27 protein-coding genes are annotated in these 26048 nt (G+C 45.0%); 9 read left to right on the top strand and 18 right to left on the bottom strand.

Annotated features, from left to right (window positions below; all coding sequences use genetic code 11):
• Positions 1-405: 405 nt before the first annotated feature.
• Both tdh and kbl read right to left on the bottom strand, forming a co-directional pair.
• A complete protein-coding gene (tdh, locus tag FEK50_RS00755) occupies positions 406-1431 on the bottom strand; it encodes an L-threonine 3-dehydrogenase (protein WP_130206693.1) in 1026 nt (341 codons plus the stop codon).
• A gap of 13 nt (positions 1432-1444) precedes the next feature.
• On the bottom strand, positions 1445-2641 hold the full coding sequence (gene kbl, locus FEK50_RS00750) for a glycine C-acetyltransferase (RefSeq protein ID WP_064526086.1): 1197 nt from the start codon (positions 2639-2641) through the stop codon (positions 1445-1447).
• Positions 2642-2854: 213 nt separating this feature from the next.
• Here kbl and rfaD point away from each other — a divergent pair, with 213 nt between their 5' ends.
• The 4 genes from rfaD to FEK50_RS00730 all read left to right on the top strand — a co-directional run bounded on the left by rfaD (position 2855) and on the right by FEK50_RS00730 (position 7199).
• Positions 2855-3835: an ADP-glyceromanno-heptose 6-epimerase gene (rfaD, locus tag FEK50_RS00745; protein ID WP_000587766.1), complete on the top strand. Its 981-nt coding sequence runs from the start codon at positions 2855-2857 to the stop codon at positions 3833-3835.
• A 79-nt stretch (positions 3836-3914) separates the two neighbouring features.
• Positions 3915-4961, top strand: coding sequence for an ADP-heptose--LPS heptosyltransferase RfaF (rfaF, locus tag FEK50_RS00740; RefSeq protein WP_130206695.1), 1047 nt, complete (start codon positions 3915-3917; stop codon positions 4959-4961).
• Between the two features lie 3 nt (positions 4962-4964).
• Complete coding sequence (gene rfaC, locus FEK50_RS00735) at positions 4965-5924, top strand: lipopolysaccharide heptosyltransferase RfaC (protein ID WP_131161549.1); 960 nt, start codon at positions 4965-4967, stop codon at positions 5922-5924.
• 9 nt (positions 5925-5933) lie between these two features.
• Positions 5934-7199 (top strand): O-antigen ligase, encoded by a 1266-nt coding sequence (locus FEK50_RS00730; RefSeq protein WP_130206699.1) that lies wholly within the window; start codon positions 5934-5936, stop codon positions 7197-7199.
• 25 nt (positions 7200-7224) lie between these two features.
• Here FEK50_RS00730 and FEK50_RS00725 read toward each other — a convergent pair whose 3' ends face one another.
• From FEK50_RS00725 to rfaQ, 10 genes are all read right to left on the bottom strand, one after another.
• The gene (locus FEK50_RS00725) at positions 7225-8298 is read right to left on the bottom strand and encodes a glycosyltransferase family 9 protein (protein WP_131161548.1); all 1074 of its coding nucleotides are present in this window, start codon (positions 8296-8298) and stop codon (positions 7225-7227) included.
• Positions 8299-8330: 32 nt separating this feature from the next.
• Positions 8331-9182, bottom strand: coding sequence for a 3-deoxy-D-manno-oct-2-ulosonate III transferase WaaZ (gene waaZ, locus FEK50_RS00720; protein ID WP_131161547.1), 852 nt, complete (start codon positions 9180-9182; stop codon positions 8331-8333).
• 73 nt (positions 9183-9255) lie between these two features.
• A complete protein-coding gene (rfaY, locus tag FEK50_RS00715) occupies positions 9256-9954 on the bottom strand; it encodes a lipopolysaccharide core heptose(II) kinase RfaY (protein WP_131161546.1) in 699 nt (232 codons plus the stop codon).
• A gap of 17 nt (positions 9955-9971) precedes the next feature.
• On the bottom strand, positions 9972-10988 hold the full coding sequence (gene rfaJ, locus FEK50_RS00710; protein WP_131161545.1) for a lipopolysaccharide 1,2-glucosyltransferase RfaJ: 1017 nt from the start codon (positions 10986-10988) through the stop codon (positions 9972-9974).
• 39 nt (positions 10989-11027) lie between these two features.
• Positions 11028-12047: a lipopolysaccharide 3-alpha-galactosyltransferase gene (gene waaO / locus FEK50_RS00705; RefSeq protein ID WP_130261169.1), complete on the bottom strand. Its 1020-nt coding sequence runs from the start codon at positions 12045-12047 to the stop codon at positions 11028-11030.
• A complete protein-coding gene (waaB, locus tag FEK50_RS00700) occupies positions 12047-13126 on the bottom strand; it encodes a lipopolysaccharide 1,6-galactosyltransferase (RefSeq protein WP_131161544.1) in 1080 nt (359 codons plus the stop codon). Before waaB ends, waaO begins: the two co-directional genes overlap by 1 nt.
• Before the next feature lie 43 nt (positions 13127-13169).
• Positions 13170-14105: an LPS core biosynthesis protein RfaS gene (gene rfaS / locus FEK50_RS00695; protein ID WP_130206715.1), complete on the bottom strand. Its 936-nt coding sequence runs from the start codon at positions 14103-14105 to the stop codon at positions 13170-13172.
• Positions 14106-14141: 36 nt separating this feature from the next.
• Positions 14142-14939 (bottom strand): lipopolysaccharide core heptose(I) kinase RfaP, encoded by a 798-nt coding sequence (gene rfaP / locus FEK50_RS00690; RefSeq protein WP_130206717.1) that lies wholly within the window; start codon positions 14937-14939, stop codon positions 14142-14144.
• Entirely contained in the window at positions 14932-16056 is a 1125-nt protein-coding gene (gene rfaG, locus FEK50_RS00685) for a lipopolysaccharide glucosyltransferase I (RefSeq protein ID WP_131161543.1), read from the bottom strand. Before rfaG ends, rfaP begins: the two co-directional genes overlap by 8 nt.
• Positions 16053-17123: a lipopolysaccharide core heptosyltransferase RfaQ gene (gene rfaQ, locus FEK50_RS00680; RefSeq protein ID WP_130206721.1), complete on the bottom strand. Its 1071-nt coding sequence runs from the start codon at positions 17121-17123 to the stop codon at positions 16053-16055. Before rfaQ ends, rfaG begins: the two co-directional genes overlap by 4 nt.
• A 405-nt stretch (positions 17124-17528) precedes the next feature.
• Between rfaQ and waaA the strand changes: the two genes are divergently transcribed.
• Positions 17529-18806 carry a lipid IV(A) 3-deoxy-D-manno-octulosonic acid transferase gene (gene waaA, locus FEK50_RS00675; protein ID WP_131161542.1) on the top strand — a complete coding sequence of 426 codons (1278 nt, stop codon included), beginning with the start codon at positions 17529-17531 and terminating at the stop codon, positions 18804-18806.
• 7 nt (positions 18807-18813) lie between these two features.
• Positions 18814-19293 (top strand): pantetheine-phosphate adenylyltransferase, encoded by a 480-nt coding sequence (gene coaD, locus FEK50_RS00670; protein WP_001171866.1) that lies wholly within the window; start codon positions 18814-18816, stop codon positions 19291-19293.
• A gap of 38 nt (positions 19294-19331) precedes the next feature.
• Here the strand turns inward: coaD and mutM are convergent, their stop codons facing one another.
• The 4 genes from mutM to radC form a co-directional block, all read right to left on the bottom strand.
• Positions 19332-20141 (bottom strand): bifunctional DNA-formamidopyrimidine glycosylase/DNA-(apurinic or apyrimidinic site) lyase, encoded by an 810-nt coding sequence (mutM, locus tag FEK50_RS00665; protein ID WP_130261165.1) that lies wholly within the window; start codon positions 20139-20141, stop codon positions 19332-19334.
• Positions 20142-20238: 97 nt separating this feature from the next.
• Positions 20239-20406, bottom strand: a complete 168-nt coding sequence (rpmG, locus tag FEK50_RS00660) for a 50S ribosomal protein L33 (protein WP_001051798.1) — start codon at positions 20404-20406, stop codon at positions 20239-20241.
• A gap of 20 nt (positions 20407-20426) precedes the next feature.
• Positions 20427-20663 carry a 50S ribosomal protein L28 gene (gene rpmB, locus FEK50_RS00655; RefSeq protein ID WP_000091955.1) on the bottom strand — a complete coding sequence of 79 codons (237 nt, stop codon included), beginning with the start codon at positions 20661-20663 and terminating at the stop codon, positions 20427-20429.
• Between the two features lie 216 nt (positions 20664-20879).
• Positions 20880-21548 carry a DNA repair protein RadC gene (gene radC / locus FEK50_RS00650; protein ID WP_131161541.1) on the bottom strand — a complete coding sequence of 223 codons (669 nt, stop codon included), beginning with the start codon at positions 21546-21548 and terminating at the stop codon, positions 20880-20882.
• Positions 21549-21719: 171 nt separating this feature from the next.
• Between radC and coaBC the strand changes: the two genes are divergently transcribed.
• The 3 genes from coaBC to slmA all read left to right on the top strand — a co-directional run bounded on the left by coaBC (position 21720) and on the right by slmA (position 24079).
• Entirely contained in the window at positions 21720-22940 is a 1221-nt protein-coding gene (gene coaBC / locus FEK50_RS00645; protein WP_130215156.1) for a bifunctional phosphopantothenoylcysteine decarboxylase/phosphopantothenate--cysteine ligase CoaBC, read from the top strand.
• Positions 22918-23376 (top strand): dUTP diphosphatase, encoded by a 459-nt coding sequence (dut, locus tag FEK50_RS00640; protein WP_000976070.1) that lies wholly within the window; start codon positions 22918-22920, stop codon positions 23374-23376. Before coaBC ends, dut begins: the two co-directional genes overlap by 23 nt.
• 106 nt (positions 23377-23482) lie before the next feature.
• Entirely contained in the window at positions 23483-24079 is a 597-nt protein-coding gene (gene slmA, locus FEK50_RS00635; protein WP_130206731.1) for a nucleoid occlusion factor SlmA, read from the top strand.
• A gap of 45 nt (positions 24080-24124) precedes the next feature.
• Here the strand turns inward: slmA and FEK50_RS00630 are convergent, their stop codons facing one another.
• The gene (locus tag FEK50_RS00630) at positions 24125-25087 is read right to left on the bottom strand and encodes a reverse transcriptase family protein (protein ID WP_131161540.1); all 963 of its coding nucleotides are present in this window, start codon (positions 25085-25087) and stop codon (positions 24125-24127) included.
• Positions 25088-25382: 295 nt separating this feature from the next.
• Positions 25383-26024, bottom strand: a complete 642-nt coding sequence (pyrE, locus tag FEK50_RS00625) for an orotate phosphoribosyltransferase (protein ID WP_131161539.1) — start codon at positions 26022-26024, stop codon at positions 25383-25385.
• Positions 26025-26048 lie beyond the last annotated feature (24 nt).

Genomic DNA, 26048 nt, shown 5'->3' with positions numbered 1-26048 from the left:
GACGACCTCTGAAGTTACCCTGACGTTGTACAGGCTTTGTATTAAGAAACTATTAAGCCTGTAAAATATTATTTTTACGGGTGAGAAAGTAACTTCAGGCTAGAGAGATAATGAGAGCAGCAATATAAGATAACAGCGCAATTACGATATCTTTATTACACTGACAGGATTTTACATATTTAACGGATTATCCTCAGGGAAAATGGCTGGAATTTTGGATTTTCAGATTGTAGACAAAGTGCGCTTTGTTTATGCCGGATGTAGCGTAAACGCTTTATCCGGCATACCAAATTGTGCAAATTTAATATGTTGCAGGAACCGCGTAGGCCTGATAAGCCGTAGCGCATCAGGCAATTTTGTGTTTTCCATCAGCTTCAAGGGCTGGAATACCAGCCCTTGTTCGTGTTAATCCCAGCTCAGAATAACTTTCCCAGACTGGCCCGAACGCATGGCATCAAAGCCTTTCTGGAAATCGTCGATGGAGAAACGATGGGTAATGATTGGCGAGAGATCCAGACCAGACTGAATCAGCGCCGCCATCTTGTACCAGGTTTCAAACATCTCACGACCGTAAATACCTTTAATGAACAGTCCTTTAAAGATCACTTTTGTCCAGTCGATAGACATATCAGACGGCGGGATACCCAGCATCGCAATACGGCCACCGTGATTCATGGTGTCCAGCATCGTGCGGAACGCTGACGGCGCACCAGACATCTCCAGACCAACATCAAAGCCTTCAGTCATGCCCAGTTCTGCCATTACGTCGTTGAGATTCTCTTTCGCGACGTTAACCGCACGAGTGATGCCCATTTTGCGCGCCAGCCCCAGACGGTATTCGTTAACATCAGTGATCACCACGTTGCGTGCACCAACGTGTTTCGCTACCGCCGCGGCCATAATACCAATTGGGCCTGCACCAGAAACCAGAACATCTTCGCCGACCAGATCAAATGATAGCGCCGTATGCACCGCATTTCCGAACGGGTCAAAAATTGCGGCTAAGTCATCGGAGATATTGTCGGGGATTTTGAAGGCGTTGAATGCCGGGATCACCAGATATTCGGCGAAGCAGCCCGGGCGATTAACACCAACGCCTATCGTGTTGCGGCACAAATGGGTACGACCACCACGACAGTTGCGGCAATGACCACAGGTGATATGGCCTTCGCCAGAAACGCGATCGCCGATCTTGAAGCCTTTCACTTCCTGACCGATGCCAACCACCTCACCGACATATTCATGGCCTACAACCATCGGTACTGGGATGGTTTTTTGCGACCACTCATCCCAGTTATAGATGTGAACGTCAGTCCCGCAGATGGCTGTTTTACGGATTTTAATCAGCAGATCGTTATGTCCGAGTTCCGGTTCAGGAACGTCGGTCATCCAGATGCCCTCTTCCGCTTTCAGTTTGGATAACGCTTTCATCTCACATCCTCACTCAGGCGATTACGCCCAGTTGTTTACCAATACGCGTGAACGCTTCTACCGCACGCGTAATTTGCTCAGGGGTATGCGCCGCAGACATCTGGGTACGAATACGCGCCTGACCTTTCGGAACGACCGGATAGAAGAAACCGGTGACGTAAATGCCCTCTTTTTGCAGTTCACGGGCAAATTTTTGCGCCACTACAGCATCGCCAAGCATGACCGGAATAATGGCGTGATCGGCACCCGCCAGGGTAAAGCCCGCCGCCGACATCTGCTCACGGAACTGACGCGCGTTCGCCCACAGACGGTCACGAAGCTCACTGCCCGCTTCGACCATCTCCAGCACTTTAATGGAAGCAGCCACAATGGCAGGTGCCAGTGAGTTGGAGAACAGGTAAGGACGAGAACGCTGACGCAGCCACTCAACCACTTCTTTACGCGCTGCGGTGTAACCACCAGAAGCCCCGCCCAGTGCTTTACCCAGCGTGCCGGTGATGATATCGACACGGCCCATCACATCGCAGTATTCATGGGAGCCACGTCCGTTTTCACCGACAAAACCGACCGCATGAGAGTCATCAACCATCACCAAAGCGTCGTATTTATCCGCGAGATCGCAAACCCCTTTCAGGTTGGCAATTACGCCATCCATAGAGAACACACCATCGGTGGCGATTAACACATGGCGCGCCCCGGATTCACGCGCTTCTTTCAGGCACGCTTCCAGCTCTTGCATATTGTTGTTGGCATAGCGATAGCGTTTCGCTTTGCACAGCCGCACGCCGTCGATGATCGAGGCATGGTTCAGAGCATCGGAGATAATGGCGTCTTCCGCGCCCAGCAGCGTTTCAAACAGACCGCCGTTGGCATCAAAACAGGAAGAGTAGAGAATCGCATCTTCCATGCCGAGAAATGCTGCCAGTTTCTGCTCAAGCTCTTTATGGCTATCCTGGGTGCCGCAGATAAATCGCACCGAAGCCATGCCGAAACCGTGAGAATCCATTCCCGCTTTTGCCGCCGCAATCAGCTCCGGATGATTCGCCAGTCCGAGATAGTTATTGGCGCAAAAGTTTATGACGTGACTTCCATCAGCCACAGTGATGTCTGCTTGCTGCGCAGACGTAATAATGCGTTCTTCTTTAAACAACCCTTCCGCCCTTGCGGTTTCCAGATCGTTAGTTAACTGCTGATAAAATTCTCCACGCATTGCGGTTCTCCAGACAGGGCAATTTCCAGCACATATTACCCAAACTTATAGTTCGCGACGAGATGACGCGTTAACACTTCTGTAAAATTTAGAATAAATAACGTCCATCCCCCTCACTTTCGGCGAATGGCTGAAGCCAACGCCGTGTAGTGATATGATAGAAGCATTCGTGTCTGAGATTGTCTCTGACTCCATAATTCGAAGGTTACAGTTATGATCATCGTTACCGGCGGCGCGGGCTTTATCGGCAGCAACATCGTTAAGGCCCTGAATGATAAAGGCATCACCGATATTCTGGTGGTGGACAACCTGAAAGACGGCACCAAGTTTGTGAACCTGGTGGACCTGAACATCGCGGACTATATGGATAAGGAAGACTTCCTGATCCAGATTATGGCGGGTGAAGAGTTCGGCGATGTCGAAGCGATTTTCCACGAAGGCGCGTGCTCTTCCACTACCGAGTGGGACGGCAAGTATATGATGGATAACAACTATCAATACTCCAAAGAGCTGCTGCACTACTGTCTGGAGCGCGAAATCCCGTTCCTGTACGCCTCTTCCGCAGCCACTTACGGCGGTCGCACCTCCGACTTTATTGAATCCCGCGAATACGAAAAACCACTGAATGTCTACGGTTATTCGAAGTTCCTGTTTGATGAATATGTTCGTCAAATCCTGCCAGAAGCGAACTCGCAGATTGTTGGTTTCCGCTATTTCAACGTTTATGGACCGCGTGAAGGCCATAAAGGCAGCATGGCGAGCGTCGCTTTCCATCTCAACACCCAGCTTAACAACGGTGAGTCTCCGAAACTGTTCGAAGGTAGCGAGAACTTTAAACGCGACTTCGTCTACGTGGGCGACGTGGCTGATGTGAATCTGTGGTTCCTGGAAAATGGCGTTTCCGGCATCTTCAACCTCGGTACTGGCCGTGCGGAATCCTTCCAGGCAGTAGCAGATGCAACGCTTGCTTATCACAAGAAAGGTCAGATCGAATACATTCCGTTCCCGGATAAACTGAAAGGCCGCTATCAGGCGTTTACTCAGGCGGATCTGACTAATCTGCGCGCTGCGGGTTACGACAAACCGTTCAAAACCGTTGCTGAAGGTGTAACGGAATACATGGCCTGGCTGAATCGCGACATCAACGTAAATTCACAAAATCATTCGAGCGGTATCAAGGCGGCAACGAAGTGAATCTCCGGGAGCTTACAAAAGTAAGTGACCGGAGTGAACGCAGGCAGCCGCCGCAGAGACAGCTTGAAGGATGAAGTGAATGAAAATATTGGTGATCGGCCCGTCGTGGGTTGGCGACATGATGATGTCGCAAAGTCTCTATCGCACGCTCCAGGCGCGCTATCCCCAGGCGATAATCGACGTGATGGCACCGGCATGGTGCCGTCCATTATTATCGCGGATGCCGGAAGTTAACGAAGCTATCCCGATGCCTCTCGGTCACGGGGCGCTGGAAATCGGTGAACGCCGCAAACTGGGTCATAGTCTGCGTGAAAAGCGCTACGACCGCGCCTATGTCTTACCCAACTCCTTCAAATCTGCATTAGTGCCTTTCTTCGCGGGTATTCCTCATCGCACCGGCTGGCGCGGCGAGATGCGCTACGGTTTACTCAACGATGTACGTGTGCTCGATAAAGAAGCCTGGCCGCTAATGGTGGAACGCTATGTGGCGCTGGCCTATGACAAAGGCGTAATGCGTACCGCACAAGATCTACCAAAACCGTTGTTATGGCCGCAATTGCAGGTGAGCGAAGGTGAAAAATCGTATGCCTGTAACCAATTTTCGCTCTCATCAGAACGTCCGATGATTGGCTTTTGCCCGGGTGCGGAGTTTGGCCCGGCGAAACGCTGGCCACACTACCACTATGCAGAGCTGGCAAAGCAGCTGATTGATGAAGGTTATCAGGTGGTTCTGTTTGGCTCTGCGAAAGATCATGAGGCGGGCAATGAGATTCTTGCCGCTTTGAATACCGAGCAGCAGGCATGGTGTCGGAACCTGGCGGGGGAAACACAGCTTGAGCAGGCAGTCATTTTGATTGCCGCCTGTAAAGCCATTGTCACTAACGATTCTGGCCTGATGCACGTTGCTGCGGCGCTCAATCGTCCACTGGTTGCTCTGTATGGGCCGAGCAGTCCGGACTTTACGCCGCCGCTTTCCCATAAAGCGCGCGTGATCCGCCTGATTACCGGCTATCACAAAGTGCGTAAAGGTGACGCTGCAGAGGGTTACCACCAGAGCTTGATCGACATTACTCCCCAGCACGTGTTGGAAGAACTCAACGCGCTATTGTTACAAGAGGAAGCCTGACGGATGCGGGTTCTGATCGTTAAAACATCGTCGATGGGCGATGTTCTCCATACGCTGCCCGCACTCACCGATGCCCAGCAGGCAATCCCGGGGATTAAGTTTGATTGGGTGGTAGAAGAGGGATTCGCGCAAATTCCGTCCTGGCACGCCGCCGTTGAGCGGGTTATCCCGGTGGCGATACGACGCTGGCGCAAAGCCTGGTTCTCGGCCCCCATAAAAGCGGAACGGAAAGCGTTTCGTGAAGCCCTTCAGGCAGAAAACTATGACGCAATTATCGACGCCCAGGGGCTGGTAAAAAGCGCAGCGCTGGTGACACGTTTAGCACATGGCGTTAAGCATGGAATGGACTGGCAAACCGCTCGCGAGCCTTTAGCCAGCCTGTTTTACAATCGCAAACATCATATTGCGAAACAGCAGCATGCTGTAGAACGTACCCGTGCACTGTTTGCAAAAAGCCTTGGGTATAGCAAACCGCAGGCCCAGGGCGATTATGCTATTGCGCAGCATTTCCTGACAAATCCACTACCGGATGCTGGGGAGTATGCTGTATTCCTTCATGCGACCACCCGCGATGATAAACACTGGCCGGAAGAGCACTGGCGAGAATTAATTGGTTTACTGGCAGGTTCAGGGATTCGAATTAAACTACCGTGGGGAGCGCCGCATGAAGAAGAGCGGGCAAAAAGGCTAGCGGAAGGCTTTGATTATGTCGACGTACTGCCGAAGATGACTCTGGAAGGCGTTGCCCGTGTGCTGGCTGGAGCTAAATTTGTTGTGTCAGTCGATACAGGATTAAGCCATTTAACTGCGGCACTCGATAAACCCAATATCACAGTTTATGGGCCGACAGACCCGGGATTAATTGGCGGTTATGGGAAGAATCAGGTAGTTTGCATGGCACCGGGGAAAAGTTTAATTAATCTCAACGGTCAAGCAGTTTTGGAAAAATTATCATCATTATAAAGGTAAAACATGCCAACCTTCATTAAATTTCACTCATGGAAACCTTACACTCTGAAATCATCTGTGATTCTAGAGATAATGACTTATATATTATGTTTTTTTTCATTGATAATTGCATTCATCGATAACACTTTCAGCATAAAGATATATAATATCACTGCTATAGTTTGCTTGTTATCACTAATTTTACGTGGCAGACAAGGAAATTATAATATAAAAAACCTTATCCTTCCACTTTCTATATTTTTTATAGGATTGCTTGATTTAATTTGGTATTCTGTGTTTAAAGTAGACAACTCTCCATTTCGTGCTACTTACCACAGTTATTTAAATACTGCCAAAATATTTATATTTGGATCTTTTATTGTTTTTTTAGCACTAACTAGCCAGCTAAAAACAAAAAAAGAAAGTGTGTTATACATTTTATATTCCCTGTCATTTATAATTGCTGCATATGCAATTTATACTAATAGCATTCATGAATATGACCGCATTTCTTTTGGTATAGGAGCGGCAACAGGAGCAGCATATTCAACAATGCTAATAGGGATAGTTAGTGGTGTTGCAATTCTTTATACTAAAAAAAACCATCCTTTTTTATTTTTATTAAATAGTTGCGCGGTACTTTATGTTCTGGCACTGACACAAACCAGAGCAACTCTACTCCTTTTCCCTGTAATTTGTGCTGTTGCACTAATTACATATTACAACAAATCCCCAAAAAAATTCACTTCCGCTATTGTTCTTCTAATTGCTATATTGGCCAGTGTTGTAATTATATTTAATAAACCAATTCAATATCGCTATAACGAAGCATTAAATGATTTAAACAGTTATACCAATGCTAATAGCGTGACTTCCTTAGGTGCAAGACTGGCAATGTACGAAATTGGTTTTGATTTATTCAAAGAATCGCCTTTTTCATTTAGATCTGCAGAGTCGCGCGCTGAAAGTATGAATTTGTTAGTCGCAGAAAACAATAGACTAAGAGGGGCATTGGATTTTGCTAACGTACACCTACATAATGAGATAATTGAAGCAGGGTCACTGAAAGGTCTGATGGGGATTTTTTCCACCCTTTTCCTCTATTTTTCACTATTTTATACAGTATATAAAAAACGCGCATTGGGTTTGTTGATATTAACGCTCGGCATTGTGGGGATTGGACTCAGTGATGTGATCATATGGGCACGCAGCATTCCAATTATCGTTATATCCGCGATAGTCCTCTTACTCGTTATTAATAATCGCAACAATACTATTAATCAAGAATAGACAAGTTTAAGAAGTGAGTTTTAACTCACTTCTTATCTATACAACTTAATCTCTTTACTGAATCAGTTAAAGTTTCAGTATCGATATCTTTTATCGTAAATGTTGGAGATACTATTTGTATAGATTGATGATTATTCGGGGCCCAAATTAAATGTGAGGGATATTCCGGAGTACGTGAATTAGGATAAAATGCAAGCGTTGGTTTATGATAAGCCGCAGCGATATGAACAAGAGCTGTATCAACAGAAATGACAAAATCGCTATACCGGGTCAACGCAACAGTATAAATAAACTCGTCAAATGGTAGTGTTTCAATTTCAGGTATTGGTATTGTCAATAAATCTTGTGGTAACCCGGTAAATATCACTCGATAATTTTCAAACTGTGCTTTCACTTCTTGATATATAATTTTTATTTGCTCAAAGGTAAGTCGGCATATTTTTTTTGCACCTAATGGGTTAATGATGATTATTCTTGTATTTCCAATAAAATCTTTTATTTTATTTTCAACATCTACAGGTAAATGCAAGTCGTAGTCGGTGGAAAATTCACCCTCACCATAAATATGCTTCAGTATTTCTGTTGCTCGTGTACTCATATGTTCTTTTAAACATTCATCGTGGGGATGGTAAAATGAATAGTAACGCTTATACCATTGATCAAAACCCAGAATGTAAGAATCTTTTAAACTTGATAATATTAAACTATGATTAAATGAGGGCATTGTTTCAAAGGGGTCTAATACAATATCGAACTGTAAATCCCGCAGATGCTTACATAGAGTAAGCATTTTAAGGGAACCCGTCGATTCTTTGATACAGAACTCAAATATATTTTTATTATTAGAGAGAAACTCCCCACCCTTTCTATTTGTTAGAATGGTTATTTTAACTCCTTTACTATAAAGCTCACGATAAATCGAACTTAATACAATTAGATCACCGAGTTTATTATTATCATGAATGATTAGGCATGATTTAATTTGTGCTGGCTCTGTAACTTGGTTATTGATTTTCTTACGAAATAAAAAAGAAAGGAAATTAATTTTGATTTTGTTTATATAAAATCTTTTCTTTTTGTGAAAAGTTCCTAAACGCATTTTTATACCATATTATTTTAGTTTCAGGATGACTAATTAGCATAAGAATCAGTTGAAGCTTTATATTGCATTTTTTTTCTTGTCTTATCCTTTGACTCTTCCGTACTGATATCTTGAAGTTTAATAAATGGAATTACATCGTAAGAAATAGCCGTATCATCTGATAAATTATAAATATTAATATCTTTTACATTATCATGCATAAAACGGAAAAATGGCAAGATTTTGAATAAATCCCTACTTAATTCCGAGGGCATGGGATTCTTATTCTCGTCATAGAAACGCGAACAACTACCCGTTAAATCAAGACCGGAACAAATAATCCGTGCATACTTAAGTGAATATGCTATTTGAATTGCAGCAAAGGCAATAGTATGGCATGAGCAATAACCAAGACTAATGTCCTTGCAAAATCCGACCAGACGACCTTTTTTAGACAACGGTACAGAGATCAGCAGTTCTTTGTGAATCTGTCTCAAAATATTAAATTTAATCTTCTTTATAAAACCACCTTTTTCCCGGCGGTAAAAAGACCGTAATACAAGACAGTTCTGGAGGATATAAAGTTTATCTTCTTTGGAAGCGTGTTCATAAACGTCAACATTTACTATGGTATAACGACTTCTCTGGCTAAATTTATAAAAATCATCACGACGCTGATGTAAAAAGCGGACATCTGTAAGTACATATATAAAAGGAACGATATTATTACTTAACAGATATTGCGCAGAACCATTGACAGCAATAATATCCTTTGTTTGTAATACTGACAAAGGTGTTTTTTGCGATGTAGGCCCAGAAAGAAAAATAATAACATCATCAGATGTTTTATTTTCAATCAGGTTTTCAACATCTTTTTTGTCAATGTATCTAATATTCTTCATGATAAACCTGTGAAATAAATAACTCCGCTTAAAACTGTCCTGGTGAAGACACGTAATTGTGGGTGTTTCTATTTTAGCGCGCTGGTTTCCCTTTCAAACGCCGCATAAAATTGCGCATTTTTTTACGATATACTAAAAGATAATAGCCAAGATCTTTAATCTCATTTTTAATACCGTAATGACGCTCTAAGTCAATACGATCTTTCGCTTTCCGCTGCGCTGAAGCACGTTTTCCGGAGAGATCAATAATTCGAACCTCACCATTTTTTATAATGAAGTTACCACGATGGGGGTCGCCAGAAACCATACCATGTTGATGCAAGGCATTAATTGATTGCTGAATTTTATTTTTTAGCACATCATCAATATCGGGCATATCACACAACTCTATGCCATCAATATACTCGATGATCATGATATAAGTGTGGACAAATCGTAAGGTTTTGCGTTCAGCCAATAAATAAAAGTCATTGAGTGTATTTAACCCTTCATTTCGTACTTTTTGGGTTTGCTCAAAAAGGCGTTCGTAATAATCACCTTTTAACAGAGACTTAAAGAAACGTTCGTTACGCTTAACTTTCGGAGAAAAAACCTTAAGAATCAATTTACCGTAATCGGTATCAATAAGCATAACTTTTGTATCATCAATAGAACGAAAAACCTTGATGATATTTATATTATAAGACAAGAAGTCATTTAATACATTGAGATACTTTGAATTGTTTTCATCGGTAAAAACAACCAAGTCTTTGATCTTGCTCTTCTGAATCATAATAAACCAGTTAAATGTTATTTACGGTAATATTTTCGGCAAAGATAACAGACTCCTGCTATAATTCCTGAGATATAATTATGCTGCACTAAAAGATGTTTATATCTTTTTTTAAATTCAATAATTGATTTTGCGTCTCGTGGAGAGTCACCTTTCCATGGTGAATTTTCTAAAGCTATTTTATAGTATTTTACCGATGGATAAATTGCCCATTTGTGCCACGGTTTAGTTGCACCTGTATAATGAATAAGCAGAGTACTTTCTGTAATCAGCTTTTTATAGTTTTGATGTGTTTTGTCTTTTAATTCACTTTTAATTGTATAAATTGTATTGTACTCACGAGGCAAAAATATTGTCATCCCTTTCAGTAAGATATTCATAACATCCTGATCAGGGTATTTATAAATATTATTTTTACTCATAAGAATAGACAATGCTTTTTCTGTTAGTTTTGCGTCAGCCCATTTTTTTAAGTCTAAATAAACGACACCGGAATTAAAGTACTGACCAAGTAATTCAGGATCAGACAACCTGGATACCGCCTTTTCCTGCATTGGCTCAACATCTTTAACAACAGCAGCCACCGCTCCGTTTAAATCCAGATGCAATAGTTGGCTAATATCGCCTTTACAAACAACATCTGCATCAAGATAAAGCAAACGATCAAGCGTTAAACCCAATAATTGAAATGCAAATAAACGGAAGTACATTGCTCTTGACCAGACCTGTGTACAAGGCAAGCACTGGAGCTTATCAGTGTTAATTCTATATAGCGTGATTCTTAATTGGTATTGCTCTGCAAGCTTTGCGACTTTTTGAAAAAAACCATCATTATAAACGTCAGCAATAATATAAAAATCAAGATTAATATGTCGATTGTTTAGGACAATTGATGTGATGGAAACACCTACACCATCAAGATAATTAGCATCGACACCATAGGCAACATTTAAACATTCAGAAGTATTTATATTAACTAGCCGATAATCCCAGGCTTTAACTTTATCTATCTCTATGGCAGGAAATGAGTCCACAATGCTACCCTTATATCATTACTTTATAGTTTCCCAGTTTTAATGCTTTATCTTTTCAATAAAATAAAAAAGATAATTGCTAAATCCTTTTAGATATCTATGCTTTTTAAGCATATGTTTTGCGCTATATCTTAATTGATTGCTATTGTTCGGTTTCAGCAACGCCGTGCTCTTCCATGGCGAAGCATTTTTTGCCTCCATAAAGGCTTGTGATACAGGATAATCCCAGGCCCAATCATGCCAGGGCTTGGTTGGACCGATATAATGGATAAAAATAGTATCGTTGGTTACTGGGTTTGTAAAACTTTCTTTGAGTTGATAGTTTAAGCTAAACTGGGTGTTATATTTAATATCAGCAAAAATAAGTCTGTCTGCCAGCAACATATTTAATACATCCTGATCAGGATGTGTTATTTTTTTGACTATTTCTGGATCATTTAGCATTGCAATGGCTCGTGCAGAAACCTGCTGAGCCGCCCATTGGTCAGTATTAATCAATAAAAAACCGGAGTTAAAGTAACCTTTAGCAATTCCCGCAACACCTAACGAATGGGCGCGTTTTTCCCACCAGTCAGCTTGCCCTTCTGTAACAACCATTGCGACTTTATTGTCAGGAAATGAGAAATTAATTAGTGGCTCAATAGTCCCCTGACAAATGATATCTGCATCCAGATAAAGGACTTTAGACGTCTTATTAATAAAGTAATCTGCAATAACAAAGCGAAAATATATTGCATGAGTCCAGTTCTTAGTGCTAGGCAATGAGCGGAGTCGATCAGCATTAATCAGATATATTTTAATTCTGGTTTTATACTGCAGCGCCAGGGCATCAAAATACTTACGATCATCATCACCAAAATAGTCAGTAAAAATATGGAAACACAATCGACTTCCTTCATTATACTTTAATATTGAAGCGATCGAAATTCCGCAACCAAATAGAAAATTTTTGTCAGTTCCATAAGCGATGTCCAGACAAAGATTTTCTGTTTCTACTTTATGATTATAATCAATAACTGAATTAAGAAACTCAGTTTCCTGGAAAAACACCTGCTGCATTATTTCCTCCTGGAAATAGCAGAAATAATTATCTTATGTAATCTATCGTAATACTTCGATTGGTAAAATTTATCGATCGACGCAGGAATTTTTTCATGTTCGATATAAATTTCACCTGCTATATATTTATTGAGAAGAGATACAAAACCAGCAATATCTCCCGGTTGATACAGATGACCATTAACATCAGGTTGAATAATGTCAGCAGGCCCGGAGACACAATCGGCACTGATACAAGGAATTCCCCATGACAAGGCTTCAAGTAGGGTCATTGGGAAACCTTCAAAAGATGACGTGAGCAATAACGCACTCACCTTTTTAATATCTTGCTGGACCAATTCCCAGGGATGTTGTTGCCAACCATACCAGACAATTCGATCATCAATATTTAATTCTCTACCATAAGCCTGGCATTTTTCGAAATCGGAACCATCACCCAATACATGGAGTTTCCAGTTACCTTGCGCTTGTGATAAGCCATCAAGGAGGTCTTTAACCCGCTTCTGGCCCTCGAATTTCATACGCCCAACATAAATGAACGTTGCCGTTTCGCCTTCCTCAGGCGCAGGAATGACTGTGTCTTTAGCTTCGACTGGATTAAAAATAACATTTATCGTCGATTCTGCTACACCCCGATTAATCATTTGCTGTTTAATGCCAGAGCTGATTGCTAAATGATAGTCGGCACAGGTGATATATTCAGCATGTTTTTTGTGATCTAAAGAAAAATGTGGCCATGAAAATACTGGCACATCAACTCCCGATTTTTTACGAGCTTTGGCCGCATACAAACACGAGATCACGTCAATACAAATAACAACATCTGGCTGATAATCCTGAAGCCATTTGCTTAACGCATGAATATGTTTCGCGCGACGCAAAAAGCCTAAGCGAATATTGGAAAATGAACACGAGTACTTAATACCGTCCAGCCATCCCTTATCCATTTTGTCATTACGACAAAAGAAAAACATTTCACTTTGGATATGTTGTTGCCTGAAGGTAGTAATAACATCACGAATGACTGTTTCCATGCCGCCAAATCCAGAAACAGCTTCGCCGATAAATGCTATTTTCATTGAAACTCTCATTAATTGAGTAAAGCTCACTGTTTTAATGATTTTATTTTTCTATAAAATCAGAAACAATTGTTGACATCATTTTATCAGGGCTGAATTTATATAAGCTATCATAATCCATTGGTTTAACAGATGAGTTAATAAAATACTCTAACTTATCCCAATCATCATGACCTATTATAAAAAAGCGAGACTCACTATAGATTTCTGAACCAAGTATATTTATATTATTAGTAATTAATTTTTTATTGAAAAATAGTGCCTCAAGTATACGAAGAGTCCAGCCAGATTGGTTTTCTTTAGTTATATCAACAATTATATTAGCATTTAATGTTCTTCTAATATTCTCTTCATACGGTATTTGTTCTTCAATCAAATACTTTGAAGTCGGAGATGATGTTTTATCTTTGACAACATTAAAATCTAACTTACATCCTAGTGTTGTTAATCTATCGGCTAATTCATTAATTATTTGAAGACGTCCTTTATCACGACCAAGAAAAAAACATATTGGCTGACTGTTATTTTTGTCAGATAAACTATAATTTCTAATTTCATCCATTCCTATAGGAAAAAATTGTTCTATTGCCTTGGTTTTTTCATTCCCTATAAATCTATGCTCAAAATCATAGATAATATCAAAATAATTAGTGTTATCAAAAATAAAATCTTCGCTGACAGTATTTCTTAGAAGCAAAACTTTATGACAGTTAATGTTTTTTAATATTTGTTTATTGATACCTTTATTAATAACACTGTCATTAAAGATAATTATGTCATCTTTTCTGATATCATTGAGGTAATGCTTGATGAATAATCGCCCCAGCCATGCATTATCCATCCCTAATTTCGAAATTTTCTTATTAACCCAGTTGTATTTTTTTGGTGTTGTTATATTTTTTATCTTGTACTTTTTTTTCAGGTACTGGATCATTCTTAATTCATAATCTGCAATCCAGTTTATAAAATAAATAGTCATAATGAAGTTAGTTCCAGTACATACTGATAAATATTTTTATAATCCTTTGCGTTGTGTTCGCTCTTTAATATGCTCGGCCTTAACACTTGCCATGTTCAATAAATTCCGTTCAAGAGATAATATCTTTCGTAAAGGCATCCCAAAATAAACCTTCATAAATCGCCAGATATCTCTCTGCGTCAGCCCAATATTCATTGATGAGAAATACAAACCAATCAGGTCTTTATCGCGCCAACGACGCGGTACTTTTGCACGTATCTGTGCCCGATGCAGATCGATAACCGAAATTTTTAATTCATCTTCCCGGCCAGTAAATGGCAAATGAAGTAAAAAGTGGCAAATGTAGCAGTCACGGTGATTTATCCCTGCGGCGTGCATTTTACGCACCATGGTTGCCACTCGTGTAATCAGCATACGCTTTACACGTATATCAGGCGGGTTGACTGCCCAATCAGCACAATAATCTTCAAGGCTAATCGTGGGAGTGAGATCTTCGGTAATAATAAATGATGTACGGGTTAATGGGTTTAAACCTTTCTCACCAAACCCAATGCCCTTCATTGTATCAACGCCAACATCACTCAGGCGATGAATAGCGTGCCACTCTCTGTCTGCGCCCAAAACGGGCATCCGTAATGAGAGTAGATTTTTTACAATCTCTTTTAATGTCGTCCCCTTGTGCCATTTAAGAAAATAGCTTTTCCCGGACAGCTCAAAGCGTAATGTGCGACGCGTCTCGAGTTCACGAAAGACCTCGCCGTTCAGTTCTTTGACTTCTGCAAAAACATCTTTACCACGCCAAAGTGTGGCAAGCGGCTCTTTTAATTCAACCATCTAAACCACCTGTAATGATATCTGCGGCTTTCTCTGGCAGGCTATACAAATCCTGAGTATCGGCATAATGGCGAGCATTCTCCGCCCAGGCCATTCGTAATGGAGACTGAGTTAACGCTTTACGTAAAACCTCATTTAATTGTTCCTGAGAGAAAGGTTCAGCAATGACCGTTCCACAATTGGCATCTGCAATATAATGCGCATACCCACATACTGCAGTTGTTAAAACAGGTAATCCAGCAGTGATCGCTTCAAGAAGAACGATACCCGCGGCTTCCTGATAAGCGGGATGCAGTAATAAATCAGCGGCTGCCATTAATTCTGACACATCATTGCGGCCAGAGAAGAAATGCACATTGCTCCGCACGCCGAGTTTTTCTGCCAACGCTTCAAATTTCCGCGGTTTATCCTGACCAACAACAAATAAAAGCGTATTGTGACGTAATGATTCCGGTAACGATGCCAAAGCCTCAATTGAGCGATCCACACCTTTACGGCCAAAATCTGATCCAACCTGCAGTAATAAGTTTTGTTGCTCTTTTATGCCATTTTTCTGGCGATAAATTTCACGACTGTTTGGGATTTGCTCGCTGTATTTTCTGTCCGGATAAATACCGGGAGGAAGAATTTGAAAACGTTCAGATTCAGTTTGATAATGCTTCTGGAAATCGGCGATTTGCTTATCGGTCAGCATCATAAGTTTCGTCGATTTACCCTGCTCGAAAGTCGCTCGCTCAAATGCGGCATAATGGCGATATCGTGATGTTAAACGATATAAAAAACCTTTTTCATGCGCAACTTTCTCGGCGTAACAAACATCAGCGGCAAAATAAACATCCAGACCTGGCATCTTATTAAACCCAACAACGCGATCAGCGGGATGCTCTTTGAGATGATTTTGTACCCAGGCATAATATTCTGCATTGCGTCCATGGTTGGTATGGGACTTAACTGGCACCTGAATAAGCTCAAATGCTTTTGGGCAATCACCTTCCCATGACTGCGTATAGACTCGAACATGGTGGCCCCGTGCGGCAACTGTTGATGCAATGCGCATAAAGTCACGTTGAAGCCCACCAAATGGAAAATATTTATATAAACAAAACGCCACGATCATAATTGTGTATTCCTGTCAGCTGATGGGGCATCTTCTGGCAACAGCTTTTCCGTAGCGGCGATCACATCTTCCGCTGGAATAACAGAAAGATATTTTTTGTTGCGGTCAAGTTCATGCCGGGTCGGCATTTTCTGATAATTCCCCGCCCAGAATTGAATAATATTCTCGGTCCATGGGCGCCAGAATACATGATCAGTGGCCCCAAAGAGGCTAATAACTGGCGTCTTCACCGCCGCCGCAATATGCCCCGGCGCAGAATCCACACCAATAAAAAGCACTGCATGATCAATTAACGCGCCTAGTTCAGGAAAACGTGTTTTACCTGCAAGGCCAGTAATGGGTTTTGTTTCGCAACCTCGTGCAATCTCATCTACACAAGCGAGATCATCTGCCGAAGGCCCACAGGTCAGGACAACCTGATACCCTCGCTGTTGCAGCGCATCGATAACCTTAGAAAATTTATCGTTATCCCAGCACTTAAATATCTGACGCGCTGTCGGTTGGATGACAACATAATGATCTTTTACGCCCAGGGCATCTAACTCCTGGCGCATCTTCTTCCAGCAATCTTCGGCGTAACTCATTGTTGTGTCAGTGTAGAAATCGGTAATACCTAATGGCTCAAGGACCGATAAATTACGCTCAACAATATGTGTGCCGTGTATTGGCGCTAAGTGTGTGAAGCTTTTTTTCCAAATGCCATGCTGCCGATGACCATAAAGTTGCGATATTTTCATCCGTGCGGGTAAAAAACGTACCAGCAGCGCCACCATCCACTGATCCGTAAGATTAATGACCAGGTCATAATTATTCGCACGCAGAGTTTTTATCAACGAAAGCACATTTTTAATTTTATCGAATGTTCCCGCACCTTTATTGCTTATCCCGTAGAGCGCATTAATTTCCGGGTTTTCAGACAAAATAGGGATGGTATCCTGATAAAGCAGCATATCGATTTTTGCATCAGGATAATTCTGCTTGAGCGTACTGATGACAGGAGTAGTTAATAACATATCTCCATGATATCGCATCTTTATGACCAGAATTTTTCGAAATGGCTTTTCCACTAGCGACTCTTTTGTGTGATTGTCTGATTAAGTTAAGCAGAAAAAAAGCACGCTACCGCCCCAGGCTCAACAGCTACCTGAATACTGATAACGCACTTACTTGACGTGCTAGTGTATCATTTCTTTCGCAGCAATCCGACCCGAATGATTTTTATACACGAAATATGTTTTAATCATAGAAATCAAACAGATAAAAAATAGCATGTCGATAATGTCGGTACGGCCAATGTAGAGTTGAAAATGGGGCCGAGTTTCAATGATTCGCATAAAAATACAAAAAAAATGAAGATGTAGCGGCAGATCAGACCAAACTGAAGCTATTTAAGTCAAAAACGGGAAAAGTAATGGTAAAGCCACCGTTAAATACATAGAATCCCCAGCACATCCATAAGTCAGCTATTTATTATGCTCGAATTGCTTTACACCGCCCTTCTCTACCTTATTCAGCCGCTAATCTGGATACGGCTCTGGGTGCGCGGACGTAAGGCTCCGGCCTATCGAAAACGCTGGGGTGAACGTTACGGTTTTTACCGCCATCCGCTAACACCAGGCGGCATTATGCTGCACTCCGTCTCCGTCGGTGAAACCCTGGCGGCAATCCCGTTGGTGCGCGCGCTGCGTCATCGCTATCCTGATTTACCAATCACAGTCACGACTATGACGCCGACTGGTTCGGAGCGCGTACAATCGGCTTTTGGAAAAGATGTTCAGCACGTCTATCTGCCTTACGATCTGCCCGATGCGCTCAACCGTTTCCTGAATAAAGTCGACCCAAAACTGGTGTTGATTATGGAAACCGAACTATGGCCTAACCTGATTGCGGCGCTACATAAACGTAAAATTCCACTGGTTATCGCTAATGCGCGACTCTCTGCACGCTCTGCCGCAGGTTACGCCAAACTGGGTAAATTTGTTCGTCGCTTGCTCCGCCGTATTACGCTGATTGCTGCGCAAAATGAAGAAGATGCTGCGCGCTTTGTGACACTGGGTGCAAAAAATAATCAGGTGACCGTTACCGGTAGCCTGAAATTCGATATTTCAGTGACGCCACAGTTGGCCGCTAAAGCAGTAACACTGCGCCGCCAGTGGGCGCCGCATCGTCCAGTATGGATTGCCACCAGTACTCATGATGGCGAAGAGAGCGTAGTGATTGCCGCCCATCAGGCGCTGTTACAACAGTTCCCGAATTTATTGCTCATCCTGGTACCCCGTCATCCGGAACGCTTCCCGGATGCGATTAACCTTGTCCGCCAGGCTGGACTAAGCTATATCACACGCTCCTCAGGGGAAGTCCCCTCCACCAGCACGCAGGTTGTGGTTGGCGATACGATGGGCGAACTGATGTTGCTGTACGGTATTGCCGATCTCGCGTTTGTTGGCGGTTCACTGGTTGAACGCGGTGGGCATAATCCGCTGGAGGCCGCCGCACACGCTATCCCGGTGTTGATGGGGCCGCATACCTTTAACTTTAAAGACATTTGCGCGCGGCTGGAGCAGGCAAGCGGGCTGATTACCGTCACCGATGCCACTACGCTTGCAAAAGAGGTTTCCTCTTTACTCACCGACGCCGATTACCGTAGTTTCTATGGCCGTCATGCCGTTGAAGTGCTGTATCAAAACCAGGGCGCGCTACAGCGTCTGCTTCAACTGCTGGAACCTTACCTGCCACCGAAAACGCATTGAGGTTGTTATGCAAAAACGGGCGATTTATCCGGGTACTTTCGATCCCATTACCAATGGTCATATCGATATCGTGACGCGCGCCACGCAGATGTTCGATCACGTTATTCTGGCGATTGCCGCCAGCCCCAGTAAAAAACCGATGTTTACTCTGGAAGAGCGTGTGGCGCTGGCACAACAGGCAACTGCGCATCTGGGAAATGTTGAAGTGGTCGGATTTAGCGATTTGATGGCAAACTTCGCCCGTAATCAACACGCTACGGTGCTGATTCGTGGCCTGCGTGCGGTGGCAGATTTTGAATATGAAATGCAGCTGGCGCATATGAATCGCCACTTAATGCCAGAACTGGAAAGTGTGTTTCTGATGCCGTCGAAAGAGTGGTCCTTTATCTCTTCATCGTTGGTGAAAGAGGTGGCGCGCCATCAGGGCGATGTCACCCATTTCCTGCCGGAGAATGTCCATCAGGCGCTGATGGCGAAGTTAGCGTAGCGTTTATGCCGGATGGTATGCCATCCGGCAAGCATCAATTATTTCTGGCAGTGCTTGCAATAAAACGTTGCCCGCTGCGCATGTTTAGACGCCACAATCGGCGTACCGCACACCCGACACGGCTCACCTTTTCGCCCGTAAACCTGCAATTCCTGCGCGAAATAGCCCGGTTTACCATCACTTTGCAGAAAATCTTTCAGCGTTGTACCACCCTGCTCAATCGAGCGCAGCAACACCGCTTTAATCACCCGAGCTAACAATTCACACTCTGCCAGCGACAGTGATGACGCCAGCCGATCCGGATGGATCCCCGCCGCAAACAGAGATTCGCTGGCATAGATATTCCCTACGCCTACCACCAGTTTGTTATCCATCAGCCAGGGCTTAATCGCCGTCTTTTTCTTCGCGCACTTCTGATGCAGGTACTCACCGTTGAAATCGTCGCTAAGCGGCTCCGGTCCAAGATGGACCAGCACGTTGTGCCCTTCCAGCTCTTTGGTCCACAGCCAGGCACCAAAGCGGCGCGGATCGGTGTAGCGCAGCACTTTACCGTTGCTCATCACCAAATCAACATGATCATGCTTTTCAGGGGGAAGGTCTTCCGTAAGTATGCGCAAACTGCCAGACATGCCCAGGTGAATGATAATCCAGCCCTCAGGCAGCTCCAGCAGCAGATATTTAGCACGCCGCTGAACACTTAGCACTGGTTGGTCGCTTAAACGGTAGATTTCTTCCGAAACCGGCCAGCGCAAGCGTCCGTTGCGCACCACCGCATGAAGAATGGTTGCACCAACGAGATGCGGTTCTATGCCGCGACGGCTGGTTTCAACTTCGGGTAATTCAGGCATAGCATCTCCAGGAATGAACAGATGCAGTCAATATGGGGGCAGGCAGATAACAAAAAACCCCGCCGTAGCGAGGTTTTTCGTTACATCAAAGCGAAAATTATTTGATTTTCGCTTCTTTGTAGATCACGTGCTGGCGAACAACTGGATCGAATTTTTTCAGTTCCAGTTTTTCCGGCTTAGTACGTTTGTTCTTCGTAGTGGTATAGAAGTGACCAGTACCAGCAGAAGAAACCAGCTTGATTTTCTCACGAATACCTTTAGCCATGATTTATTTCCTCTAAGTACTTAGTACTTTTCGCCACGGGCACGCAGTTCAGCCAGAACTGTATCGATGCCTTTTTTATCGATTACACGCATACCTTTAGCAGATACGCGCAGGGTGACAAAACGCTTCTCGCTCTCAACCCAGAAACGGTGAGAGTGCAGGTTCGGCAGGAAACGGCGTTTAGTCGCGTTCAGTGCGTGGGAACGGTTGTTACCGGTCACCGGACGCTTGCCAGTAACTTGGCAGACTCGGGACATGTCTATTCTCCAAAAATCAAATTAGCTCGAGCTTCGTATGGGGTATTGGCGCCTCGTCAGGCTTTACAGCCCGGTCATCGCAGTTCTATGTGAACTCTCGATTGCCAGGCCCAAATGCCAAACCCGAGATTCTCAAAGGTGGCGTAGTATACGCTGACTCGGCGATGTGCTCAAGTCCCGAACAGACAAAGATCCCGAAGGATCGCGCATAGCGGATTAAATCCAGCCGCGTTCGGCAAAAGAAACATATTCTCCACGCCCAATCACGATATGGTCGAGCACGCGTAAATCCATGAACTGACAACTTTTTATTATCCGTTCGGTAATGAGTTTATCCGCTTTACTGGGTTCAGCACAACCAGAAGGGTGATTATGGGCAAGGATCAGCGCCGAGGCGTTTATTTTTATCGCTTCACGAATAATTTCTCGTGGATGGACTTCCACATGATTTAACGTGCCGGAAAAGAGTCGGCTGTGAGTAAGGACCCGGTGTTGGGAATCGAGAAAGATCACCATAAAGATCTCTCGTTCCTCTCCCGTAAGTTGGCTTTGTAAAAACTCCCTCGTCATCTCCGGGCTGAGCAACGGGCTTCCTTCGCGCATCCGCACGTTGTAGTAACGCCGCGCCAGTTCCGCAACTCCCTTTAACTGGGCGAATTTCGCCACACCAATTCCATGAACGCTACTAAATTGTTCATATTCAGAGGATAACAAGCCGTAAAGCGACCCAAAATTCTCCAGCATCTCTTTCGCCAGGGTTAACACATCCTTACCGCGCGTACCCGTACGCAGAAATAACGCCAGCAGTTCAACATCCGTTAACGCGCCAATGCCCAACTTCAGCATTTTTTCGCGTGGCATCAACAATTCTACATTGCTTTTCACCTTCACCTCCTTTGTGGAGGGCGCATCCTGTCATAGTCGTTTGGTTAAATCGACGGCCAGTTTTCAATCCTGGAAAGCGCCTCGCAAAGTGATTCTCAGGTGAAAGCACGACAACAAAAGTATTGTGATAAAATCGCCAACTTCTGGTGTCCCCCTACAGGAAAAATCATCATGAGCCTGGCCGGTAAAAAAATCGTTCTCGGCGTCAGCGGCGGTATTGCTGCCTATAAAACCCCTGAGCTGGTGCGTCGTTTGCGCGATCGCGGAGCAGACGTCCGCGTAGCCATGACCGAAGCGGCAAAAGCCTTTATCACCCCACTTAGCTTGCAGGCGGTTTCTGGGTATCCCGTTTCCGATAGTCTGCTGGATCCAGCAGCCGAGGCGGCTATGGGTCATATTGAGCTGGGTAAATGGGCTGATTTAGTGATTCTCGCCCCAGCCACCGCTGATTTGATTGCCCGCGTAGCTGCCGGGATGGCGAATGATCTGGTGTCAACGATTTGCCTGGCCACGCCTGCGCCTGTTGCCGTACTGCCAGCCATGAACCAGCAGATGTATCGTGCTGCGGCTACCCAACATAATTTAGAGGTACTTGCCTCACGTGGTTTACTGATCTGGGGGCCAGATAGCGGCAGTCAGGCCTGTGGTGATATCGGCCCTGGGCGAATGCTCGATCCATTAACCATTGTGGATATGGCTGTCGCACATTTTTCGCCCGTCAACGACCTGAAACATCTGAATATTATGATTACCGCCGGCCCGACGCGTGAACCGCTCGATCCCGTGCGTTATATCTCTAATCACAGCTCCGGCAAGATGGGCTTTGCTATCGCCGCAGCCGCTGCCCGTCGCGGAGCGAACGTTACACTGGTTTCCGGACCGGTTTCGCTACCGACACCGCCGTTTGTTAAACGTGTGGATGTGATGACCGCACTGGAGATGGAAGCCGCTGTGAAGGCCTCTGTACAGCAGCAAAATATTTTTATCGGTTGTGCCGCCGTGGCTGATTATCGCGCAGCCGCTGTCGCCAGTGAAAAAATCAAAAAGCAGGCGACTCAGGGGGATGAATTAACAATAAAAATGGTCAAAAACCCTGATATCGTCGCTGGAGTTGCCGCACTAAAAGACCAAAGGCCTTATGTTGTTGGATTTGCGGCCGAAACAAATAATGTGGAAGAATACGCCCGGCAAAAACGTATTCGTAAAAACCTTGATCTGATCTGCGCGAACGATGTTTCCCGGCCAACTCAAGGATTTAACAGCGACAGCAATGCATTACACCTTTTCTGGCAAGACGGAGATAAAGTCTTACCGCTTGAGCGCAAAGAGCTCCTTGGCCAATTATTACTCGACGAGATCGTGACCCGTTATGATGAAAAAAATCGACGTTAAGATTCTGGACCCGCGCGTTGGGAAGGAATTTCCGCTCCCGACTTATGCCACTTCTGGTTCTGCCGGACTTGACCTGCGCGCCTGTCTCGACGACGCCGTAGAACTGGCGCCGGGCGACACCACCCTGGTACCTACCGGGTTGGCGATTCATATTGCCGACCCGTCACTGGCGGCGATGATGCTGCCGCGCTCCGGATTGGGACATAAGCACGGTATCGTGCTCGGCAACCTGGTAGGATTGATCGATTCTGACTATCAGGGCCAGTTGATGATTTCCGTGTGGAACCGTGGCCAGGACAGCTTCACCATTCAACCAGGCGAACGTATCGCGCAGATGATTTTTGTTCCGGTGGTACAGGCCGAATTTAATCTGGTGGAAGATTTTGACGCCACCGACCGCGGTGAAGGCGGCTTTGGTCACTCTGGTCGTCAGTAACACATACGCATCCGAATAACGTCATAACATTGCCGCAAACATTTCGTTTGCGGTCATAGCGTGGGTGCCGCCTGGCAAGTGCTTATTTTCAGGGGTATTTTGTAACATGGCAGAAAAACAAACTGCGAAAAGGAACCGTCGCGAAGAAATACTTCAGTCTCTGGCGCTGATGCTGGAATCCAGCGATGGAAGCCAACGTATCACGACAGCGAAACTGGCCGCCTCCGTCGGCGTTTCCGAAGCGGCTCTGTATCGCCACTTCCCCAGTAAAACCCGCATGTTCGATAGCCTGATTGAGTTTATCGAAGATAGCCTGATTACTCGCATCAATCTGATTCTGAAAGATGAGAAGGACACCACAACGCGCCTACGTCTGATTGTGTTGTTGCTCCTCGGTTTTGGTGAGCGTAATCCTGGCCTGACCCGCATCCTTACCGGGCATGCGCTGATGTTTGAACAAGACCGCCTGCAAGGGCGCATCAACCAACTGTTCGAGCGTATTGAAGCGCAGTTGCGTCAGGTATTGCGTGAAAAGAGAATGCGTGAGGGTGAAGGTTACACCACCGATGAAACGCTGCTGGCAAGCCAGTTGCTGGCATTTTGTGAAGGTATGCTGTCACGATTTGTCCGCAGCGAGTTTAAATACCGCCCGACGGATGATTTTGACGCCCGCTGGCCACTAATTGCTGCGCAGTTGCAGTAATTCTCCCCAAAACGTTCAGGCAGAAACGTCTGCCTGACGCTTTTCTTACCATGCCACCAGCATTCGCTTTACACTTTCCCTCGCCTGTTTAAAGGCCTCATCCTCAGGGTTGATTTGCAATAACCAGTTTATTCTTCCCTGCAAAGCATACAGATACGCCGTTGCCTGTGCGTGGAGATCGCCAGAAGGATCAAGTTCACCACGATGACTAAGATGCGAAATAACGCCATATTTTTGGCACAAATGCACCTCCTGACGCAGCGCCCGGCGCGCTTCACGGGCAAGCTGTGGTTTGTGATTAACAACAATCCCGGTTACCTGCTGGCGTTTACAGGCCGCGACCAGGCAGCTTTTGCGTTGATTGAGGCTCAGGCCCAGCAGCTCCGCTAACAATCCGCACACTTTATTTTTAACCTGGCGGGCATTGAAGTGACCTGAAAAGGTCATGTCATCGCAGTAGCGGGTATAGATAATTCCTCGTGTCTGGCACCATGCCCCAATGCACTCATCAAAACGGCGCATCACAAGATTGGAAATGGCAGGCGAAGTTGGCGCCCCCTGCGGTAACGCGTCGTTATAGCAACAAAGCCAGGTCAGTATGGTTACCACATTGCGTGGCAACTGAGCCTGGCTAAACACACGCCAGACCTGTAACCAGCTAATGCTATCGAAAAAGTTTTCGATATCGAGTTTCAGGATCTGCGACTGTTGGCAGTGAGGCTGCGCGTTGCTGACGATTGGGCAACCTGGCCGGTAGGCGGTAGCAAAAGGGGAAAGCGGAAATCGTGAAAGTACGTTCTTAAGAATGTTGCGCTGTACGGTTTTGAGCAAGTAATCAGGGGCTAGCAGCATCCGCTGACCACCGTGGCGCTTAGAAAGAATAATGCGTCGGTAATGGCGTCCGACATGATTACTGAGCGCATACAGCCGCTGTATTTCTTTATCGGCACTCCAGCCCGGCGAGCCGAACAAATTGAGCGCCAGAAGGGTTATCCGGGTAGCATCCATTCCACTCTCCACATCACGGCGGCCAAAAGAGGCGCCAACAGCGGCAATACCATCAAACCATCCGAAGGCGCGTAACTGTACTGAGCGCGTCAGCGCGACGTACGCGAAGCGTACTTAAGTACAATGAAGCGGCTTTGGGTATATGGACAAACTACTGGCGTTAAGTCGGCGACTCGCCGACCCTCCCGGCACAAAAGGCCGGAAACGCTATTGCCACTGCTGGCGAAAGCAGATTAACACGATATCTTAAAGCGCATCACGCTGCGCACAGCAAAAACCTGCGCAGCGCATATTTTTAAACGCCAAACTCTTCGCGATAGGCCTTAACCGCCGCCAGATGTTCCGCCATTTCTGGCTTCTCTTCCAGGTAGGCAATCAAGTCTTTCAGGGTGATGATAGAGATCACCTTGCAGTTGTAATCACGCTCAACTTCCTGAATCGCCGAAATTTCGCCGCGACCACGTTCCTGACGATCGAGCGAAATCAACACGCCAGCAAGCGTCGCGCCATTGGCCTGAATAATTTCCATCGACTCGCGAATCGCCGTCCCGGCGGTGATCACATCATCCACCAGCATCACACGCCCTTGTAACGCGCTACCAACCAGATTGCCGCCTTCACCGTGATCTTTTGCTTCTTTGCGGTTAAAGCAGTACGGCAGGTCCAGGTCATGATGCTCCGCCAGCGCCACGGCGGTTGTGGTGACAATCGGGATCCCTTTGTAAGCAGGGCCAAACAGCAGATCGAACTCAATGCCGGAATCCACCAATGCTTCAGCGTAAAAACGGCCTAACAGTGCCAGGTCGCGCCCGGTATTAAACAGCCCGGCGTTGAAGAAATAGGGGCTTTTGCGCCCGGATTTCAACGTAAACTCGCCAAACTTTAACACCTGCTTGCTAAGCGCAAATTCAATAAACTGGCGCTGATATGGTTTCATGCCTTCGCTCCTCATCTTACTTTT

The sequence above is a fragment of the Escherichia sp. E2586 genome, from assembly GCF_005781105.1.
In the GTDB taxonomy this organism is placed as follows: domain Bacteria; phylum Pseudomonadota; class Gammaproteobacteria; order Enterobacterales; family Enterobacteriaceae; genus Escherichia.
Note: the sequence above shows the minus strand (reverse complement) of the source record. Positions and strands in the feature narration are given on the sequence as shown.

Coding starts and splice junctions, on each gene's coding strand:
- coaBC (WP_130215156.1), top strand. CDS start 21,720: ATGAGCCTGGCCGGTAAAAAAATCGTTCTCGGCGTCAGCGGCGGTATT.
- FEK50_RS00725 (WP_131161548.1), bottom strand. CDS start 8,298: ATGCGTTTAGGAACTTTTCACAAAAAGAAAAGATTTTATATAAACAAA.
- kbl (WP_064526086.1), bottom strand. CDS start 2,641: ATGCGTGGAGAATTTTATCAGCAGTTAACTAACGATCTGGAAACCGCA.
- dut (WP_000976070.1), top strand. CDS start 22,918: ATGATGAAAAAAATCGACGTTAAGATTCTGGACCCGCGCGTTGGGAAG.
- rpmG (WP_001051798.1), bottom strand. CDS start 20,406: ATGGCTAAAGGTATTCGTGAGAAAATCAAGCTGGTTTCTTCTGCTGGT.
- tdh (WP_130206693.1), bottom strand. CDS start 1,431: ATGAAAGCGTTATCCAAACTGAAAGCGGAAGAGGGCATCTGGATGACC.
- rfaP (WP_130206717.1), bottom strand. CDS start 14,939: ATGGTTGAATTAAAAGAGCCGCTTGCCACACTTTGGCGTGGTAAAGAT.
- FEK50_RS00730 (WP_130206699.1), top strand. CDS start 5,934: ATGCCAACCTTCATTAAATTTCACTCATGGAAACCTTACACTCTGAAA.
- waaA (WP_131161542.1), top strand. CDS start 17,529: ATGCTCGAATTGCTTTACACCGCCCTTCTCTACCTTATTCAGCCGCTA.
- mutM (WP_130261165.1), bottom strand. CDS start 20,141: ATGCCTGAATTACCCGAAGTTGAAACCAGCCGTCGCGGCATAGAACCG.
- pyrE (WP_131161539.1), bottom strand. CDS start 26,024: ATGAAACCATATCAGCGCCAGTTTATTGAATTTGCGCTTAGCAAGCAG.
- rfaF (WP_130206695.1), top strand. CDS start 3,915: ATGAAAATATTGGTGATCGGCCCGTCGTGGGTTGGCGACATGATGATG.
- FEK50_RS00630 (WP_131161540.1), bottom strand. CDS start 25,087: ATGGATGCTACCCGGATAACCCTTCTGGCGCTCAATTTGTTCGGCTCG.
- coaD (WP_001171866.1), top strand. CDS start 18,814: ATGCAAAAACGGGCGATTTATCCGGGTACTTTCGATCCCATTACCAAT.
- rfaG (WP_131161543.1), bottom strand. CDS start 16,056: ATGATCGTGGCGTTTTGTTTATATAAATATTTTCCATTTGGTGGGCTT.
- rfaC (WP_131161549.1), top strand. CDS start 4,965: ATGCGGGTTCTGATCGTTAAAACATCGTCGATGGGCGATGTTCTCCAT.
- rfaS (WP_130206715.1), bottom strand. CDS start 14,105: ATGACTATTTATTTTATAAACTGGATTGCAGATTATGAATTAAGAATG.
- waaB (WP_131161544.1), bottom strand. CDS start 13,126: ATGAAAATAGCATTTATCGGCGAAGCTGTTTCTGGATTTGGCGGCATG.
- rfaD (WP_000587766.1), top strand. CDS start 2,855: ATGATCATCGTTACCGGCGGCGCGGGCTTTATCGGCAGCAACATCGTT.
- waaZ (WP_131161547.1), bottom strand. CDS start 9,182: ATGAAGAATATTAGATACATTGACAAAAAAGATGTTGAAAACCTGATT.
- rpmB (WP_000091955.1), bottom strand. CDS start 20,663: ATGTCCCGAGTCTGCCAAGTTACTGGCAAGCGTCCGGTGACCGGTAAC.
- waaO (WP_130261169.1), bottom strand. CDS start 12,047: ATGCAGCAGGTGTTTTTCCAGGAAACTGAGTTTCTTAATTCAGTTATT.
- rfaY (WP_131161546.1), bottom strand. CDS start 9,954: ATGATTCAGAAGAGCAAGATCAAAGACTTGGTTGTTTTTACCGATGAA.
- slmA (WP_130206731.1), top strand. CDS start 23,483: ATGGCAGAAAAACAAACTGCGAAAAGGAACCGTCGCGAAGAAATACTT.